The sequence below is a fragment of the Legionella jordanis genome (assembly GCF_900637635.1).
GTDB classification, from domain to species: Bacteria; Pseudomonadota; Gammaproteobacteria; order Legionellales; family Legionellaceae; genus Tatlockia; species Tatlockia jordanis.
Genome location: NZ_LR134383.1, coordinates 2,099,220 through 2,117,073, shown reverse-complemented (window position 1 = coordinate 2,117,073; position 17,854 = coordinate 2,099,220). Strand labels below are relative to the sequence as shown.

Below are 17,854 nucleotides of genomic sequence, written 5' to 3'. Positions count from 1 at the left end.
CTCGAAATGGGCATTGCAGGCTTACCATAATATAAAATGGTTTTTGATAATAGCGCCATGCCGTTTAACCAGATAAATTGGAAATAAAATGTTTTCTGCTGCGCTTCTTGTTTTTAGTTTTTTTTTCTAATAACTTTGGGGCTGATTGTTTAGTTTAAAGGAAATAAATGTCCAGTAGTTCTTTACCGCTTGTTTCGATAGTAATTCCCTGTTACAACGGAATGCCCTATTTAGAGGAAGCCATCGAAAGTGTTTTGGCACAGGATTACCCTAACATTGAATTGATAGTACTGGATGATGGTTCGACTGACGGTAGCATGGAATTGCTTCGCCGCTATGAAGGGCAATTTTATTATGAAAGCCATGCAAACATGGGGCAGGCTGAGACTCTTAATAAAGGCTGGCGGCTTAGCAAAGGCGAAATCCTTGCCTATCTAAGTGCTGACGACAAGTTAACCCCCAATGCCACATCTTTGTCCGTTGCTACGCTGATGCAAAATCCTGAGGTGATTTTGACTTATGCCGATAACCTGCTAATCAACAGCGAATCACAGCCAATTAGAAAACTGCTAACTCCAGAATTTAATCATTACCAAATGTATCTTAATGCAACGACCCCGGTAGCTGTGGCATCCTTCTTTAGGCGAAAAGCCTTTGAACAACTTGGCGGTTGGGATAAGAACTATAGGCAGATTGGAGACTATGAATATCATCTGCGCCTGATTAGAATGGGAGACTTTAAGCGAATCCCCCAAATTTTAGGTTACCATCGTGTCCATGAGAAATCAGCAAGTTATGCAAAAATGAACTTCGAAAGAGCGGATGAGTATAAGCAATTGCTGACCTCAGTTATTGAACAATGCCAGGATAACTACTTATTGGAGTTAAAAAATAAAGTTTTAAGTCAAGCTTATTTAATTTCAGGGCGCACCCACTGGCGTTCTGATCGTTACCGGACCGGATTTAAGTATTTTTTAAAAAGCCTGATGCTTTGTCCACAAAACCTTTTTTCGGCTAAAACTTATCGCATCATTTTAAATGCATTGTTTAATCGCAAGCTTCATCAATTATTTAAACTTGTTCAAAGCTTCATGGGCAAATTAAGTTCAAAACAGTCCACATTAAAAACCGATTTGGATTAATAGTATGATGAAGATTGCCATAACGGGTGCAAACAGTTTTATTGGACAACACTTATTGAAGCGATTGGCTGATGAGCCTGTTCAGGTTAATGCTCTTTTCAACAAAAGTAGGTCATTATCCGTTGAGGCTGAAAACATCAATTGGCTTCAAGGGAATTTACTGATTCCGACGAACCTTAATGAGCTCTTGAGAAATTGTGATGTAGTCATCAACCTCGCCTATCTTTGGCAGGGTAGTAAGGAAGACAATCTCAATGCCCTTGAAAATTTGGCAAGGTTGTGTATTCAAAATAAGGTCAAACGTTTTATTCATTGCAGCACAAGTTCAGTTTATGGCTCTTTGCAAGCCAAGGTTGTTGATGAAAATAGTCCTTGCATTCCAAAGACCGACTATGCCAAAACCAAGTTGGAGATGGAAAAATTCCTGCTGAACAATTACAGCAGTGTTTTTGAAGTGGCCATAATTAGACCCACACAGGTTTTTGGTCCTGGTGGAAGAAATTTAATTAAACTGGCCGATGATATAAAATATGGCTCCCGTATTAAGAACTACTTCAAGTCCTGTTTGCTCTCTAAAAGAAACATGAATTTGGTACCTGTCCAACAGGTGGTTGAAGCGCTTTGCCATTTGGTTCAGGTCAAACCTTTAACGAAACACATTTATTTAGTTTCTGATGATGAGAACACACATACTTATTCAGAGCTTGAGGCTTACTTGATGAAACGGTTAAATAGTAAGCCTTACAAATTCCCAAAAATTCCTTTGCCATTGTTCCTTTACAAAAACCTATATCGCTTATTGGGACGTGGGAAAATTAACCCTAAAATGCTTTATTTAGGGAAAAATCTTCAAGAAACTGGTTATAACCAGGGTGATTATTTTAAGACTCATCTGGATGAATTTATTCATTGGTACCAACAAACACACAAGCAGAGTTTATGAACATATTAAACGTTAATATATCCATTGATGCTTTAAGTGGGGGAGGCACAGCGGAAAGAACTTATCAGATGAGCCGATATTTAGCGAAGCAAAATTATAAATGCACTATTTTAACCCTGACATCCAATTTGACAGAAAAAAATTATGAAGAGTTAAAGAACGTTAATCTGATAATGCTCCCTTATCTCTCCAGGAGATTTTATCTACCTAAAGGTGGGTTGAAACGGATTAGAGATGCTGTGCGTGACGCAGATGTCATTCATCTCATGAATCACTGGACTTTTTTAAATGCGATCGTTTATCTGTTTGCGCGATTTTATCAAAAACCTTATGTGGTTTGTCCTGCCGGAGCACTAAATATTTTTGGTCGTTCCAGGTTTATCAAACAATTTTTTAATCGCATGATTGGCACAAAAATCATCCAAAACGCACAAGGACATATTGCAATAGCCGAAAATGAATTTGATCAGTACCAATCCTATGGGGTGGATAAGCAGCAAATAACCCTAATTCCCAATGGGGTGGTTGTCGAAGATTTTAAACCGGAGCAAAATCGAAGCTCAACTCTAAATCTCCCCCCAAATTATATATTATTCATGGGAAGATTGAATTACATTAAAGGCCCGGATTTACTGCTAGAAGCTTTTGCAAAACTACCGGAAGAATATAAAAATTACCATCTTGTTTTTGCTGGGCCTGATGAGGGGATGAAAGCATCCCTTGAAAATCGGGCTAAAGAACTGCAACTGCTTAATAATGTTCATTTTACAGGCAGTGTTAGCGGGATGGATAAGATTGATGCTTATCGGGGCGCTTCATTTCTGGTTGTTCCCTCCAGAAAAGAAGCAATGTCCATTGTGGTAGCAGAAGCAGGGGTGTTTGCCAAACCTGCACTCATAACCGATCAATGCGGATTTGATGCTCTTGAAACCATTCAAGGCGGCTATGTTGTTCCTGCCACAGCAGAAAGTTTGGCAGAGGGATTGGTAAAAATTATCAAAGAACCTACTAAATTTCAGATGGGGCAGAATTTAAAACAATTTATCATTGAACATTATACTTGGGACTCAGTAGGTAAAAAAATTGTTCGGTTGTATGAAACTCTTTGTTGAGCAGGGATGAATATGAATCAGTTAGAAGTCAATAATAGGGATAAATGGGGTGGAGATTTCTTAAACTCAACCAATTTTCTTATCGCCAGCCTTACGCTTGTAGCGCTCATTTCAATACAACCTTTTTTCATATGGTCGCACAGTAAGCTGTATTATTCTGCGTCAACGCTTTTACTTTGCCTTAGTTATTTGTTTTATTTTAAGAATGTTAAACAATTTAATTGGGATAACTTGGTTTTTATTCTCTGTTGCCTCTTTTTTTTAATCTACATAACTCTTTTGCCGAAAGCTAACCACCAGCATGTGCGCTGGATATTTCTTATGCCTTTTATAGTAGCTTACTTTAGTTTGCCATTTACTCTTCAAAAGAAAGTTTGCGAGTTTTTTTCTTTAAGTTTTTTACTCACATTGCTGCCAGGGATTCTCATTTTGCTGTTGATGATACTGGCTATACCTGTCCCCTTTACGACCATGGACAGCCCAGTAAGTTCATTTTCACAGAGTGGTGTTTATTATTTATGTTTTCCTGGGGCTATTTTTATAAATACAAATAGCATATTGCTCCCTAATGGAGGCATTCTCTCACGGTTATGCGGTATTTGGGGGGAGCCTGGGACAGTTGGAACTGTTTGTGCCTTACTGCTTGCTGCAGAAGGATTTCAATTAAAACATTTCAGATCAAAATTAATTTGGTTAGCAGGATTTTTGGCGTTCTCCCTTGCCTTTTTTGCTTTATTTTTAATTGGCGCTTGTTTATTTAGCCTTTTGGAAAGACGTTTTAACCTCATTGCCTACGTGTTGTTGAGCATCCTTGGCGTTTGTTTAAGCTTAGGAACCTTAAGTCCCATGTATGATGGAGCAAAAAAAGATTTTATTCAGCGAGTAGATAAAGAAAAGAAAACAAAAGTAACGAGTAAATTACTAATTGATAGCAGCGGTAGAAAGATATCACTCGGAACCAGCTTGCGGCAGAATGAAATCATCGATAATCGTTCAAGCATGCAGATGAACGAATTGTTCCGGGAATATTTATTTTCTGACGTAAAAACCCTTTTATTGGGCATTGCAAGTGATGCAAGCGATGTCTATGGTGGAGATAACAAAGCAACCTGGAAAATTATTTTTACCAATTATGGTGTAATCGGCTTTCTCCTTTTAATGGCTATCTTTCTCTATTACGCTTGTTTGTTTGTCAAAAGCAAGAACAATGTTACTTATATTGCGCTATTTTTCTTTCTCTTTTTCCTCAGTTTTTACCAAAGGCCAATCATATGGCTGCCATTTTATTTTGTTATTTTTTCCGGGGGGATCATCGGCCTGAGTTCCAGATTCGAACAACAGGAGATGCATCTGCTTGGAGCTGAGACGAATGCGGTTTAATAGTGAGTAAGCTGTTGTTATAGAAATTTAAATGAGACCAATCAATTTTTGGTAGTGCTTCCTATACCCCAATGTCTTTACCCAGGGCATTATGTCTTTTCAAAAGGACTGTGTTATGTATAAAGACCTAAGTTATAAAAAGGAGAGGTTTAGAACAAGTTTGACTCCAAACGCCTTGCTGCTGTTGCTTGTCTTGATTTGGCTAGCCGTATTTTTGCCAAGTCTCTATTTTTACAAGGACTCAAAACTATATTACTGCATGTTTTCCCTCTGCTTTTTAGCATTAATTCTTTCAGCCTTCATTGGAAGCGTTAGTTATAGCTATATGTTTTTAGCTGTATTTTTATGGTTGGGTTTTTGGATGAAAATGAGTTTGCACCTTATTTTTAAATATCCTTACCAGGAAGCCATCGGGTATTTCTCGCTTAAGAATGATTCATTTGATCCAGTGTTAAAGGTCGCCATGTTAGGAGTTCTGGGTGTTTTATTGGCGCGAGCCTTGTTTTACCTGCTGAAGTTAAGGCAAACGGTAAAAATCAATGTAGAAGAATATTGGCCAGCACCTGCTTGGTTTCAAAAGAACAGGCCACTGATATATAGCCTGTTGTTGCTGGCTGTTCTGGCACTGCCAATTTTTAATTTAGAATTTCAATTGGTGCAAACAGGGCTGATTCCTAAAACAATTTTATTCTGGCCTTGCAATGCCCTTATCTTTTGGTTTTTAAATATTGGATTTGTACTGATTATACTTCTAGCCATGGGATGGGAACTTCAACGCAATGACATTCGCATGTTTATTGTGCTTTATCTGCTTCTCCTTCTCGAAGCCAGCTTCAGTTCGCTGTCACTTATAAGCCGTTCCAGTTTTATTTTTCATGTTGTGCCAATCCTGTTTGTGTATGCCTTTAATAGAAATAAAATTATGTTGTCCTATCAAACAATCCTTCTGTTACTCGCATTAACTGGGGGTTTATTCTGTTGTTCACTTTATGAGGTGTCTGTTTTTAGAGGTTATTATTATTCAGGAGATTTTCTTCCATTGAATGAGACCAGGTCTGTTTCCTTGGAAACAGCGAAGGACCAAACCGAAGGGCAAAAGAGAAAGCGTTTTTCGAGCTTAGAGCATCATTCTCCAATTCTTGGCTTCTTAGGTGAATCCTTTAACGCCAATTCACAGCCTTACATTGAAAAGTTTGCCAAAGTTTTTGGCAATTTAGTGGTTGATCGCTGGTTGGGTATGGAAGGGGTTATGGCTGTCGTTTCCTACCCCAAAAAAAGCATTATGCTGTTGAAAGAGGCTCTGTTTAGAAAACAAAAATTAGGAGAAATGGACATTTATCAAGACATCGCACAGTCCCAGTATCGCCATATCGATTCTTCCCGTTTTACGTTTGCGACCCTACCTGGGGCTATTGCGTTCTTATATTTCAGTGGTTCTGGTTTGATTGTATGGATGGGGATGGCCTTTCTGACAGGTTTAATGATGTTGGGTGAAAGAAGCGTTTTTTTTATGACCCAAAGCAATTTACTTTGTGCCGCTTATGGCGTTAGTATTGCTTACAGCATTGAACAATTTGGTTTTTCTCCAATTGATGTCCTTAAATATTACATTTTAGTTTTTGCATTTTTTGTGATGGTTTTTTTCTTAAAAAATCAAAGTGTAAATGGCAATGCAAGTTGGTTTGTACGGACGACTTAATGAATTATTGTTAAAATACGGATGACTTTGTGAATATTTTGGTTGTTTCTCAATATTTTTGGCCCGAAACATTCATTATAAATGAATTAACACAGTGTTTGGTTGCCAATGGACATACCGTTGAGGTATTAACCGGTAAACCAAACTACCCAGATGGGAAGATTTTCGAGGGTTACAGCGCGACCGGATGTTCAAGAGACAGTTACTGCAATAATATAGTCGTTCATCGTGTTCCTCTTCGTCCCCGGGGAAGGGGGGGAAACAACTCATCAGGAACTACTTCTCTTTTATCTTAAATGGCCTGTTTCATTTTAACCGTTTGGTTAAGAATAAGGAATTTGATTTTATTCTCGTTTACGTGCCATCGCCTATTACATCTGTCATCCCAGCCATCTATTTAAAATGGAAACTTAAAACCCATCTTGCTGTTTGGGTGCAAGATTTATGGCCCGAAAGTGTCAAGGCTACAGGCTTTATCAATCATCCAGCGATACTGAAGGTTATCGGAAAATTGGTGAAAAAAATTTACCAGTTTTCAGACACACTACTGGTTCAATCACAGGCTTTTATTGAGCCTATGATGCGATACACCTGTAAGAATAAAATCATTTATTACCCCAATTCCTATCTGGAATTGAAAGCGCAAGAAAATGAGCAAATACCTGATGCTTTGTTGGAGGTTCTTGAGAATGAAACCTGTTTTGTATTTGCAGGAAATTTAGGTACTGCCCAATCTTTGGAAACCGTCATTGAGGCTGCTAAAAAACTTAAGTCCTTACCTCATTGTAAAATCATTTTAATTGGCAGTGGGAGTATGAGCCGATGGTTGGAAGAGCAAATTCAAAAAGAAAAATTGCATAATGTTCTTTTACCCGGACGATTCGAAGCTTCTTTAATGCCATCGGTTTTTGCCCGGGCGGCAGGGTTGCTGGTGACGCTTAAGCGCGAAGAAATATTCTCCTACACCATCCCTAGCAAGGTGCAAGCCTATTTAGCGGCTGGACGCCCAATCATTGCTGCACTGGATGGCGAAGGCGCCCGCATTATTGAGGAGGCGGGGGCCGGATTGGTCTCGCCTGCAGAAGACGCAGATGCGCTGGCAAAAAATATTGAACAGCTATATCATATGCCTTCTTTGGAGCGGGGTGCATTAGGCAAGGCTGGTCGCGCCTATTTTCTGGAGCATTTTGAAATGACCAAGCAAAGTCAAAGACTTGTCGAAATTCTTAAAGACAGGATTAAACAAAAGGAGAAGGCCTAAGTGAGAATTTTAGTTTTAGGCGCAACAGGCATGTTAGGCAGCGCTGTATTTCACACGTTTAATGAATCTGATCAGTTCGAAGTCTATGGCACAATAAGAAATCGACGAGCAAAAGAATATTTTCCCTCCAGTACTCATTCACATTTTTTAACCGACGTAGATGTTTTGGATGTAGATGCCTTATTTCAAGCTTTTGAGAAGGCTCGTCCAGACCTGGTCATTAATTGCATAGGTCTAATTAAACAGCATGATACAGCCAATGACCCTTTGGTGGCTTTACCCATTAACTCCATGTTTCCCCATCGTCTGGCAAAATTTTGCGCTTTGGCCAATGCACGTTTAATTCATGTGAGCACCGATTGCGTGTTTTCAGGAAGAAAGGGTTTATATAATGAGAGTGATCCGTCTGATGCCGAGGATTTATACGGCAAATCCAAATTTATTGGGGAGCTTGCTGATTTAAAGCATGCGATTACAATCAGAACGTCAATCATCGGCCATGAGATAAACAGTCATCACGCTTTGGTGGATTGGTTCCTTTCCCAAGAAAAGGCCGTGAAAGGCTATGCAAAAGCAATCTTCTCAGGTCTTCCTACTTTTGAATTAGCTCGTGTCATGCGCGATTACATCCTGCCTCGTCCTGATTTACATGGACTTTACCATGTGGCAGCAAAGCCCATCAATAAACATGATTTACTCGCTCTGGTGTCTGAAATTTACAACAAAAAAATTAATATTATTGCTGATGAGCAAGTGGTGATTGACCGTTCTCTTAATGCTGCCCGCTTCGAAGCAGCAACAGGGTATCGGGCTCCTTCCTGGCCAGAGCTGATTGCTCTCATGCATCAATCAAGAAAACTATATGGAGTTAATTAGATGTTCTATGACAAGGTCTTAATGATTACAGGAGGTACGGGTTCGTTTGGCCATACTGTTTTAAAACGTTTTTTAAAGTCCGACTTGCGTGAAATCCGAATTTTTAGCCGGGATGAAAAAAAGCAAGAGGACATGCGTAATGAATTAAATAATGAAAAAGTCAAATTCTACATCGGTGACGTGCGTGATGCGCGAGCAGTTGAAGAAGCCATGATAGGCGTTGACTATGTGTTTCATGCCGCGGCATTAAAACAAGTACCTTCTTGCGAATTTTATCCGATGGAAGCCGTACGCACGAATATCCTGGGCACCGAGAATGTGTTGAATGCAGGCATTGCCAATTCTGTGAAAAGAATCGTGGTGTTAAGCACTGATAAAGCAGTATATCCTATCAATGCCATGGGCATATCAAAAGCAATGGCTGAAAAGGTAGTGGTTGCAAAGTCCCGTCTAGTTACTGAAAAAGGTCCCGTTATTTGCGCAACCCGCTATGGTAATGTGATGGCATCACGAGGTTCGGTCATTCCCCTTTTCATTGAGCAAATTAAGGCAAAGCAACCCTTGACCATTACTGATCCCAAAATGACCCGTTTTTTAATGTCACTCGAAGACTCAGTAGATCTGGTACTCCATGCTTTCGAACATGCCCGCCAAGGCGATATTTTTGTACAAAAATCACCGGCATCAACGATTGCTGATTTGGCTCAGGCTCTTCTTGAGTTGTTTAAAAGCGACAGTGAAATCAAAGTCATCGGTACCCGACACGGTGAAAAACTTTATGAATCCCTAGTTTCCAGAGAGGAAATGGCTAAGGCAGAAGATATGGGAAGGTATTACCGCATCAGTGCGGATAACCGGGATCTTAATTATAAAAAATATTTTGTAGAGGGTGAGGAAATCATCTCAACTTTTGACGATTACACCTCCCACAACACTGAACGCTTAGCCATTCCTGAAATTAAAGATTTATTGCTTCGATTAGATTACATTCAGGAGACTCTTGATGCTTAAAGTTATGACTCTGGTTGGTACTAGACCGGAGCTAATTAAAATGAGTCGTGTCATTGCTGAATTGGATCAACACGTTGAACACGTTTTTGTCCATTCAGGACAAAATTATGACTATGAATTAAACCAGATTTTTTTCGATGATTTGGAAATCAGAAAACCCGATTATTTTCTAAATGTATCACGGGGCTCAGTCAGCCAATCCATTGCCGAAATTATTGCCAGTTCCGATGAGTTGTTCGAAAAAATCAAGCCGGATGCGTTAATGCTGTATGGCGATACCAACACTTGCCTGGCCGTCATTCCAGCAAAACGTCGTAAAATTCCTGTTTTTCACATGGAAGCTGGGAATCGTTGCTTTGATCAGCGTGTTCCTGAAGAGTTAAATCGGAAGGTGGTTGATCATTTGAGTGATATCAATATGGTCTTGACCGAGCATGCCAGACGTTACCTGATTGCAGAGGGCATTAAGCCTGAAACCATCATTAAAACAGGCTCTCATATGGAGGAGGTATTGAATTATTACATGCCCAAAATTCAAGCTTCCAACGTCCTGCAGCAATATGGTTTTAAAGAGCATAAGTATTTCGTGGTTAGTGCTCACCGGGAGGAGAATGTTGATTCCGCTGAGAACCTCAGTCAGCTGATTGAGAGTCTCGAGGCTCTGGCTGAACAATATCAATACCCTATTTTTTTCTCTACGCATCCGAGAACAAGCAAGCGCATTGAACATTTCATACAGCGGCCATTGAATCCTTTAATTCACTTCGCAAAACCGCTTGGACTGCTTGATTATATTCGGCTTCAGCTTTCGGCGTTTTGCATTTTATCGGACAGTGGGACAATCACCGAGGAAGCCTCTTTACTGAGCTTGCCAGCGATTACCATTCGCAATGCCCATGAACGTCCTGAGGGCATGGATGAAGGCACTTTAATCATGAGTGGTCTGCAAAAAGAAAGAGTACTGCAGGCGGTGCAAGTTGTAACCTCACAACATGATCATCAACATCGGGTTATTCCTGTTGTAAAAGACTACGAAGCAGGCCCTGTTTCTAAACAGGTCGTGCGCGTTGTTCTTAGCTACGTTGATTACATCAACAGGACGGTTTGGCATAAGTAATTTATCCCATTGGCCATAGCGGGAAGGTATGGCCTCTTGGAAAAATCACTCAAGCTTTGATGATTAACTATGGAGAGTAAATGACAAAAAGTCTTCCAGTTTACTCATTCCCCCCGCTGACGGAATTAGAGGTTTTGCTTGTTGCATTGTATTGTTGGCACACGCAATCTAATAAAATGCCCTTTGAAGTGTCATAGTCATGGAAATGCATTCTTAAATAGGAAGAAATGATGAGAGTTTTAGTTACAGGAGCTAATGGATTTATCGGCCGATATTTATGTCCCTTTCTGGTAAAAAATGATTTTGAAATCGACACCGTTTCATTTCGCAATGTAGAAGATGTGAATCATTATGATTTAGCCGATTACGACGCCATCATTCATCTTGCAGCCCTGGCTCATCAGATGCAGGGAGCGCCGGATGAGGCTTACATGAGCAGCAATTACGAATTGACCAAAGCTTTAGCCGATAAGGCAAAATCATCGAAAGTAGGCCGATTTATTTTTATAAGTTCTGTAAAAGTTTATGGTGAAACATCGGCAGATCAAGTATTGAATGAGGATTCTGCTTGCCTCCCGCAAGATGCTTACGGCCAAAGCAAGCTTTTAGCTGAACAATATTTACAGTCCATGGCGGATGATCAGTTTAAAATAGCCATTCTTCGCCTGCCTTTGGTTTATGGCCCTGAAGTGAAAGGTAATTTCCTAAGTTTGCTGAATTTGCATGCGAATAAAAAACTGATTCCATTTAAAAATATTATAGCACAGCGCTCCATGGTTTTTGTGGGAAATGTATGTGCTTTGATCATGACCCTGTTGAGTTATCAAGGAAATCAGCAAATATTCATTGCTGCTGATGACGTTGAACCCATCCAAATCAATGTATTATCGGAATTGATGTTGCAAGGTCTTGGGCGGCAAAGACAAGTCCTATTTTGTCGATTTCCAGCATTAATGCAGTGGTTAATCAAGCAATTTAAACCTGAAATTCATCGCCGTTTGTTTGAGGATTTTAAATTCACAGCAGCCCGCACTTTTAATGAATTGGCTTACCAACCCGCTTTCACAATCAAAGAAGGTATTGAGAAGACCTGTAATTGGTATCTTGGCAAATGAAATGGATTCAATGTGGTGTAAATTCAAAAAATCTCATAGAATTTTGCTTTTTTGAAGAGGCAAAAGAGGGAAAGAAATGTTTTCATTAGGTACTCTCTTTGTTGTGCTAATTTGTTCATGGCTACTTACCGGCTTAATTCGCCGTTATGCCTTAAAAGTGGGCATGCTAGATATACCAAATCACCGAAGTTCGCATGCTTGTCCTACCCCTCGTGGGGGAGGGGTTTCATTCGTTATTATGTTTTTGTCAGGGATTTTAATTCTGTATTCCTATGAGTTAGTAGACTCTTCGGTTATGCCGATTTTTATGGGTTCTGCACTGGCCATCGCATTAATTGGGTTTATTGATGATCGAATTCAAATTTCAGCAAAATGGCGTTTGTTAGGGCACTTTACGGCCAGTGCTTTTGCTGTCTACTGGCTCCAGGGGATGCCTTCCATAGCTTTTTTCTTTTGGACATTGCCTCAGGGGGTGCTGCTGAATGTTGTGGCAACTTTCTACGCAGTCTGGTTTTTAAATCTTTATAATTTTATGGATGGCATTGATGGACTGGCTGCTATCCAGGCGGTAACAGTGTGCCTGGGTGGAGCATTCCTGTATTACTTGCTTGGAGATTTCTCGGCGATGCTGTTACCCTTGCTTCTCGGTTTTGCCGTTTTGGGGTTTTTGTATTGGAATTTTCCACCAGCAAAAATTTTTATGGGTGACGTTGGCAGCGGTTTTCTGGGTTTTGTTCTAGCAATTTTGTCAATTCAAGCGGCACACATTAAAACCGAACTGTTTTACAGTTGGCTCATTTTATCGGCGGTCTTCCTGACTGACGCTACCATAACTCTGGTTCGCAGAGGTTTAGCCGGCCAGGCAGTTTTCGAAGCGCATCGAAGCCATGCTTACCAGCATGCAGCATGTCACTTTGGCAAGCATTTACCTGTGACCTTAGCTGTTTTAATAATCAATTTATTTTGGCTTTTGCCATTAGCGAGTCTTGCAGCATTAAATCATATGGATGGTTGTCTTGCCGTACTCTTAGCTTACATACCTATTGTGATGTTGGCTTTAAAGTTTAAAGCAGGGAAAGCTCAAGGCAAGCCACAAACAGCCAGCCTGGTGGAGCCCCAGCCTTGAGTATAAAAAATGAATTATTTCAATAAAAGAAGTCGGGCCGAAAAAGAGGGAGATAATTTTGGCGGCAATACCTTTAAGTTTGATTTATTTTTTCTCCTTTCCATTGCCGTCCTTCTAATTTGGGCGGTTGGTACAAGACCAAGCTTTGTTGGAATAGATACCAGTGGTTATGAGTATTATTTCGTAAGAATTTATAACCACCTTCCTGTTTACATAAATTACGAGTTTCTATATAAACTTTTTACCTGGATCTGCACAAAACTCTTTTCGTCTTACCTCTATTTCTTTGCTGCTTTTGCTTGCATAAATACTCTGTTGATAACTGTTTTTGTCTTTAAACTCAGCTCATTACTTCAATATAAGGTTCAAAGGTCAACGCTTTTTTTTCTGCTAGGAATATTTTTCTTTCTATCGCCATTCTTTTTCTCAGCCACTGTGAATGTACTCAGACATGGTACAGCAATATTTGCTTTGTTTATTTTTTATATTTCTTTAATTTCAGGCTTTGAGTTGTTCACCTTGGCAATTGCTGTCATATTTGCAATTGGCTTTCATCATACCGCCATCATTTCCCTGGCATTTTCACCCTTAGTTTTTCTCCCGAAACGATGGCTTCTTCTTCTCGTTTTTGGTTCGGCGACGCTGTATTTAACTGGCTTAAGTGAAAAATTAATCCAATTTGGTTCTTTGATAACCCATATTAATGTGTATGAAAAAATTCACGATTATGGGATGAAAGCCGTTTATAAAATAGGCATACGTTATAACTTCACTCTATTTACCTTAGGGATGGGATTAATTTTTACAGCCTTGGCCAAGTATGTTCTAAACGCTGAAGATAGAAAGCTATTTATGCCTTTGATTAAAATTTATTGGGTGCTCTCTTTGCCTTTTTTCTTTTTTGGCTTTGCTGCTTTTGCCGATCGTTATTTGCTGGGTGCTTGGTTGTTTTTATCAGTACTTGCAACGGCTTTTACGGCTTTATTTTTAAAAACTTATACTTTGTCAAACCGGTATTATTATGCATTATTCCTAACTTCATTTGCTTATCTTTTATTTAAGCTGCAGGGCCTGTAGTGCTTGGTTTTGATTGGCTACAACTTAAATTTCTTATGGGATATAATGTTTTTTCTAAAATAATGAGGATATTCCGAGGTCAATAAGGGTTGACTAGCATCGGCAAGAACACAGTTCATGCAGAAATTAGTTCAGCCTGATGGGGCCTTAATATCAATCTGGAAAGAGACTGAACTTGATTAAACGCGTTTTCGATTGTTTTTGTTCTTGCCTCCTGTTGGTTTTATTATCACCCATTATGGTAATCATTGCAGTTCTGCTGCGAATTTATTTAGGAAAGCCGGTTTTGTTTTGTCAGGAGCGGCCTGGTTTGCATGGTAAGTGTTTTAAAATGGTAAAATTTAGAACCATGCGAGATCTTGCAGATGAAAGCGGTGAGCCGCTATCAGATGCAGCGAGACTGACTGCCCTTGGGCGATTTTTAAGGGCCACAAGCCTGGATGAGCTGCCTGAGCTATGGAATGTGCTTAAAGGAAATATGAGTATGGTGGGTCCAAGGCCTTTATTGGTTGAGTACCTTAAGTTGTATAATGAGGAACAAAAAAGAAGGCATAATGTAAAACCGGGTATTACAGGTTGGGCGCAGATTAATGGGCGGAATGCGCTGGATTGGGAAGAAAAATTTCGTTTGGACTTGTGGTATGTGGACAACCAATCATTTTGGTTGGATTTAAAAATCTTGGCATTAACGTTAAAAAAAGTAATAAAGCGAGAAGGTATTAACCATCAGGGAAGTGCCACTGCCGAAAAATTCAAGGGAACTTCTTCATGAAAGTCCTGACAATTAAATCCGGAGCGAAATGAACGAGGCTTCTGGTGATTATACAGTTTTAGCTGTCCTTAAAATTATAGAAAACAAGAAGAGGTAACGTGTTAAATACAGCTTTTTCTCCATGGCCTAGTTATACAGAAGAGGAAGCCGATATTCTTCGTCGAGTGATATTATCAAATCGAGTGAATTATTGGACTGGAACTGAATGTCAGGAGTTTGAAAAAGAGTTTGCAGCGTGGACAGGTGTTGAATATGCGATTGCCCTATCCAATGGTACTGTCGCTCTGGATGCTGCACTGAATGCCATTGGCATTGGTCCTGGGGATGAAGTGATTGTCACTTCACGCAGTTTTATAGCCTCTGCTTCTGCCATCGTTACAGCCGGTGGCAATCCCGTTTTTGCTGATGTCGATGAAAATAGCCAAAACATCACCGCTGAAACCATTCGTGCTGTTTTGTCGCCCCGGACTAAAGCAATCATTTGTGTGCATTTAGCAGGCTGGCCTTGTGATATGGATCCCATCATGGCATTAGCCAAAGAAAGGAACCTTTTCGTCATTGAGGATTGCGCGCAAGCCCATGGCGCAAAATACAAGGGACGCTCTGTAGGCTCCATCGGGCATATTGGAGCCTGGTCTTTCTGCCAGGATAAAATCATGACTACTGGCGGTGAAGGAGGGATGGTGACCACCAGTGACCGTGATTTATGGTGTCAAATGTGGTCTTATAAAGAGCATGGTAAATGCCAGGAAGCGGTTCAAAATACTCAGCACAGCTCTGAGTTTCGTTGGTTGCACCATCGTTTCGGGACCAACGGAAGAATGCTTGAACTTCAGGCAGCATTAGGCCGTTTTCAATTGCAAAAAATGGCTGAATGGCACCAGAAACGATCAGAAAATGCCAAAGTCATCTGGGAAGTGGCTTCACGAATTAAGGGTTTACGAGTTCCTGAAATCCCGGAAAATGTTGAACATGCTGCATACAAATGTTACGTCTTCGTTGAAGAATCGCAATTGGCTGATGGCTGGGATCGCTCTCGAATTATTCAGGAAATAAACAAGAGGGAGGTTCCTTGCTATTACGGCTCTTGCCCTGAAATTTACCTTGAGAAAGCCTTTGATGGCACAAATTGGCGCCCGCACACGAGATTGCCGGCAGCCCGTAAATTAGGAGAAACCAGCTTGGTTTTTTTAGTTCATCCCACTCTCACCAAGTCGCAGATCGAAAAAACCTGCAGTGTCTTGGGTGCAGTGATGCTTGAGGCAACAGGGAATTCATGAAAATTTTGGTCACAGGTGGCGCTGGATTTATAGGTTCGGCTTTGATTCGCTACTTAATCGATGAAACCGAACATGCTGTCATAAATGTCGATAAATTGACCTATGCCGGTAATCTGCAATCGCTTGCAAGCATCGCAAACAGCAAACGTTACAGTTTTGAAAAAGCAGATATAGTGCAAAGTGAGCAATTGCAGCGTATTTTTCTTCGGCATCAACCCGATGCGGTCATGCATTTGGCCGCAGAAAGTCACGTTGATCGTTCGATTGACGGCCCTGCGTCTTTCATCCAGACTAATATCATTGGCACCTACAGCTTGCTGGAGGTAGTAAAATCTTACTGGCAGGCTTTGCCGGAATTAAAGCAAAATGCTTTCCGTTTTCATCACATTTCAACCGATGAAGTGTACGGGGATTTGGACGATCCTCACGAGCTATTCAAAGAAACTAGCCGATATGCGCCGAGCTCTCCTTACTCTGCCAGCAAGGCAAGTTCTGATCATTTAGTGCGTGCCTGGCATAGAACCTTTGGTTTGCCCATCCTCATTACAAATTGCTCAAATAATTATGGACCTTATCAATTTCCTGAAAAACTGATACCGCTTATGATTCTTAATGCATTAGCGGGTAAGCCAATGCCTGTTTATGGGGATGGCCGGCAAATTCGGGACTGGTTGTATGTTGAGGATCATGTTCGTGCCCTGTTAACTGTGCTTTACCATGGAAGAGTAGGCGAAACCTACAACATCGGTGGAGACAATGAAAAGCGCAACCTGGATGTTGTCTTTGAGATTTGCGACTTACTGGAAGAGTTACAACCTGCAAAACCCCCAGGCGTTCAATACTATCGACAACTGATTCAATTTGTGAAAGATAGACCTGGCCATGATCGCCGCTATGCCATTGACGCCAGTAAAATGAAGCAAGAGTTAAACTGGCTTCCCGAGGAAAGTTTTGAGACGGGGCTTCGTAAAACCGTAGAATGGTATTTGGCAAACAAGCAATGGTGTATGAACGTCCAGGACGGCTCCTATCAACATGAGCAATTTGCTGGTCAGAATGAGGAAATTAAGGCATGAAAGGCATCGTTTTGGCAGGCGGTTCAGGTACAAGGTTGCATCCCGTCACTCGCGGGATTTCAAAACATTTGTTGGCTGTTTACGACAAGCCAATGATTTATTACCCCTTATCGGTGCTGATGCTTGCCGGAATCAAAGACATTTTGATTATAACCACTCCCGAAGACAAAGCTTCATTTCAACGCTTGCTCGGCAGCGGTGAGCAGTTCGGAGTAACGTTTAGCTATGCCACGCAAGCCAATCCGGATGGCTTGGCTCAGGCTTTTATCATTGGGGAATCATTTATTGGCAAGGACAGTGTTTGTTTAATCCTGGGTGATAATATTTTTTATGGTCAGGGTTTCACGCCTAAACTCAGGGAGGTGGCCAACCGGCAGTCTGGAGCCACTGTTTTTGCCTATCCTGTGAAAGATCCAGGCCGTTTTGGAGTGATTGAGTTTGATGACAATTTAAAAGCCCTCTCCATTGAGGAGAAACCCGCTCAGCCTAAATCTAATTTTGCTGTCACCGGTTTGTATTTTTATGACAATCAAGTCATTGATTTCGCCAGACAAGTGAAACCTTCTCAGCGTGGGGAGCTTGAGATTTCCTGCATCAATCAAGCTTACCTTGAATGCAAGCAGCTGAAAGTCGAACTGTTAGGCAGGGGATTTGCCTGGCTTGATACCGGAACCCATGAGAGTCTTCTTGAAGCCAGCATGTTTGTGCAGACCATTGAACACCGGCAAGGTTTGAAAGTGGCATGCCTTGAGGAAATTGCTTATTACAACGGCTGGATTTCAAAACAAGCGATCGAAGAACAGGCAAAACACATGACCAAAAACAGCTATGGTACTTATCTGTTAGAATTGATTCGCGGCAATTAAC

16 protein-coding genes are annotated in these 17,854 nt (G+C 40.7%); all 16 read left to right on the top strand.

Features of this window, described 5'->3' with window-relative positions; all coding sequences use genetic code 11:
- Nucleotides 1-167: 167 nt before the first annotated feature.
- The 16 genes from EL203_RS09405 to rfbA all read left to right on the top strand — a co-directional run bounded on the left by EL203_RS09405 (nucleotide 168) and on the right by rfbA (nucleotide 17,853).
- Nucleotides 168-1,142 carry a glycosyltransferase gene (locus EL203_RS09405; RefSeq protein ID WP_064108341.1) on the top strand — a complete coding sequence of 325 codons (975 nt, stop codon included), beginning with the start codon at nucleotides 168-170 and terminating at the stop codon, nucleotides 1,140-1,142.
- A gap of 4 nt (nucleotides 1,143-1,146) precedes the next feature.
- Nucleotides 1,147-2,085, top strand: a complete 939-nt coding sequence (locus EL203_RS09400; RefSeq protein ID WP_058469777.1) for an NAD-dependent epimerase/dehydratase family protein — start codon at nucleotides 1,147-1,149, stop codon at nucleotides 2,083-2,085.
- The gene (locus EL203_RS09395) at nucleotides 2,082-3,197 is read left to right on the top strand and encodes a glycosyltransferase (protein WP_058469776.1); all 1,116 of its coding nucleotides are present in this window, start codon (nucleotides 2,082-2,084) and stop codon (nucleotides 3,195-3,197) included. The genes EL203_RS09400 and EL203_RS09395 overlap by 4 nt, the downstream gene beginning before the upstream one ends.
- Nucleotides 3,198-3,209: 12 nt before the next feature.
- The gene (locus EL203_RS09390) at nucleotides 3,210-4,577 is read left to right on the top strand and encodes a hypothetical protein (protein WP_058469775.1); all 1,368 of its coding nucleotides are present in this window, start codon (nucleotides 3,210-3,212) and stop codon (nucleotides 4,575-4,577) included.
- A 115-nt stretch (nucleotides 4,578-4,692) separates the two neighbouring features.
- On the top strand, nucleotides 4,693-6,276 hold the full coding sequence (locus EL203_RS09385; RefSeq protein ID WP_058469774.1) for a hypothetical protein: 1,584 nt from the start codon (nucleotides 4,693-4,695) through the stop codon (nucleotides 6,274-6,276).
- Between the two features lie 514 nt (nucleotides 6,277-6,790).
- Nucleotides 6,791-7,537, top strand: coding sequence for a glycosyltransferase family 4 protein (locus EL203_RS14595; RefSeq protein WP_232003927.1), 747 nt, complete (start codon nucleotides 6,791-6,793; stop codon nucleotides 7,535-7,537).
- Entirely contained in the window at nucleotides 7,538-8,413 is an 876-nt protein-coding gene (locus EL203_RS09375; RefSeq protein ID WP_058469772.1) for a dTDP-4-dehydrorhamnose reductase family protein, read from the top strand. It begins immediately after the preceding gene.
- Nucleotides 8,414-9,424, top strand: coding sequence for a polysaccharide biosynthesis protein (locus EL203_RS09370; protein ID WP_058469771.1), 1,011 nt, complete (start codon nucleotides 8,414-8,416; stop codon nucleotides 9,422-9,424).
- A complete protein-coding gene (gene wecB / locus EL203_RS09365) occupies nucleotides 9,417-10,541 on the top strand; it encodes a non-hydrolyzing UDP-N-acetylglucosamine 2-epimerase (protein WP_058469770.1) in 1,125 nt (374 codons plus the stop codon). The genes EL203_RS09370 and wecB overlap by 8 nt, the downstream gene beginning before the upstream one ends.
- 230 nt (nucleotides 10,542-10,771) lie before the next feature.
- Complete coding sequence (locus EL203_RS09360; protein WP_058469769.1) at nucleotides 10,772-11,656, top strand: NAD-dependent epimerase/dehydratase family protein; 885 nt, start codon at nucleotides 10,772-10,774, stop codon at nucleotides 11,654-11,656.
- A 76-nt stretch (nucleotides 11,657-11,732) separates the two neighbouring features.
- A complete protein-coding gene (locus EL203_RS09355) occupies nucleotides 11,733-12,782 on the top strand; it encodes an MraY family glycosyltransferase (RefSeq protein WP_058469768.1) in 1,050 nt (349 codons plus the stop codon).
- A 9-nt stretch (nucleotides 12,783-12,791) separates the two neighbouring features.
- Nucleotides 12,792-13,859: an EpsG family protein gene (locus EL203_RS09350; protein WP_058469767.1), complete on the top strand. Its 1,068-nt coding sequence runs from the start codon at nucleotides 12,792-12,794 to the stop codon at nucleotides 13,857-13,859.
- 175 nt (nucleotides 13,860-14,034) lie between these two features.
- A complete protein-coding gene (locus EL203_RS09345; protein ID WP_058469766.1) occupies nucleotides 14,035-14,631 on the top strand; it encodes a sugar transferase in 597 nt (198 codons plus the stop codon).
- 98 nt (nucleotides 14,632-14,729) lie between these two features.
- Nucleotides 14,730-15,911 (top strand): DegT/DnrJ/EryC1/StrS family aminotransferase, encoded by a 1,182-nt coding sequence (locus EL203_RS09340; RefSeq protein ID WP_058469765.1) that lies wholly within the window; start codon nucleotides 14,730-14,732, stop codon nucleotides 15,909-15,911.
- Nucleotides 15,908-16,987: a dTDP-glucose 4,6-dehydratase gene (gene rfbB, locus EL203_RS09335; RefSeq protein ID WP_058469764.1), complete on the top strand. Its 1,080-nt coding sequence runs from the start codon at nucleotides 15,908-15,910 to the stop codon at nucleotides 16,985-16,987. Before EL203_RS09340 ends, rfbB begins: the two co-directional genes overlap by 4 nt.
- Nucleotides 16,984-17,853 (top strand): glucose-1-phosphate thymidylyltransferase RfbA, encoded by an 870-nt coding sequence (gene rfbA / locus EL203_RS09330; RefSeq protein WP_058469763.1) that lies wholly within the window; start codon nucleotides 16,984-16,986, stop codon nucleotides 17,851-17,853. The genes rfbB and rfbA overlap by 4 nt, the downstream gene beginning before the upstream one ends.
- Nucleotide 17,854: the final 1 nt, after the last annotated feature.

What these genes read in the sequence shown, in the direction of transcription:
- rfbB (WP_058469764.1), top strand. Translation starts at nt 15,908, where the DNA reads ATGAAAATTTTGGTCACAGGTGGCGCTGGATTTATAGGTTCGGCTTTG.
- wecB (WP_058469770.1), top strand. Translation starts at nt 9,417, where the DNA reads ATGCTTAAAGTTATGACTCTGGTTGGTACTAGACCGGAGCTAATTAAA.
- EL203_RS09395 (WP_058469776.1), top strand. Translation starts at nt 2,082, where the DNA reads ATGAACATATTAAACGTTAATATATCCATTGATGCTTTAAGTGGGGGA.
- EL203_RS09360 (WP_058469769.1), top strand. Translation starts at nt 10,772, where the DNA reads ATGAGAGTTTTAGTTACAGGAGCTAATGGATTTATCGGCCGATATTTA.
- EL203_RS09390 (WP_058469775.1), top strand. Translation starts at nt 3,210, where the DNA reads ATGAATCAGTTAGAAGTCAATAATAGGGATAAATGGGGTGGAGATTTC.
- EL203_RS09385 (WP_058469774.1), top strand. Translation starts at nt 4,693, where the DNA reads ATGTATAAAGACCTAAGTTATAAAAAGGAGAGGTTTAGAACAAGTTTG.
- EL203_RS09350 (WP_058469767.1), top strand. Translation starts at nt 12,792, where the DNA reads ATGAATTATTTCAATAAAAGAAGTCGGGCCGAAAAAGAGGGAGATAAT.
- EL203_RS09400 (WP_058469777.1), top strand. Translation starts at nt 1,147, where the DNA reads ATGATGAAGATTGCCATAACGGGTGCAAACAGTTTTATTGGACAACAC.
- rfbA (WP_058469763.1), top strand. Translation starts at nt 16,984, where the DNA reads ATGAAAGGCATCGTTTTGGCAGGCGGTTCAGGTACAAGGTTGCATCCC.
- EL203_RS09405 (WP_064108341.1), top strand. Translation starts at nt 168, where the DNA reads ATGTCCAGTAGTTCTTTACCGCTTGTTTCGATAGTAATTCCCTGTTAC.
- EL203_RS09355 (WP_058469768.1), top strand. Translation starts at nt 11,733, where the DNA reads ATGTTTTCATTAGGTACTCTCTTTGTTGTGCTAATTTGTTCATGGCTA.
- EL203_RS09370 (WP_058469771.1), top strand. Translation starts at nt 8,414, where the DNA reads ATGTTCTATGACAAGGTCTTAATGATTACAGGAGGTACGGGTTCGTTT.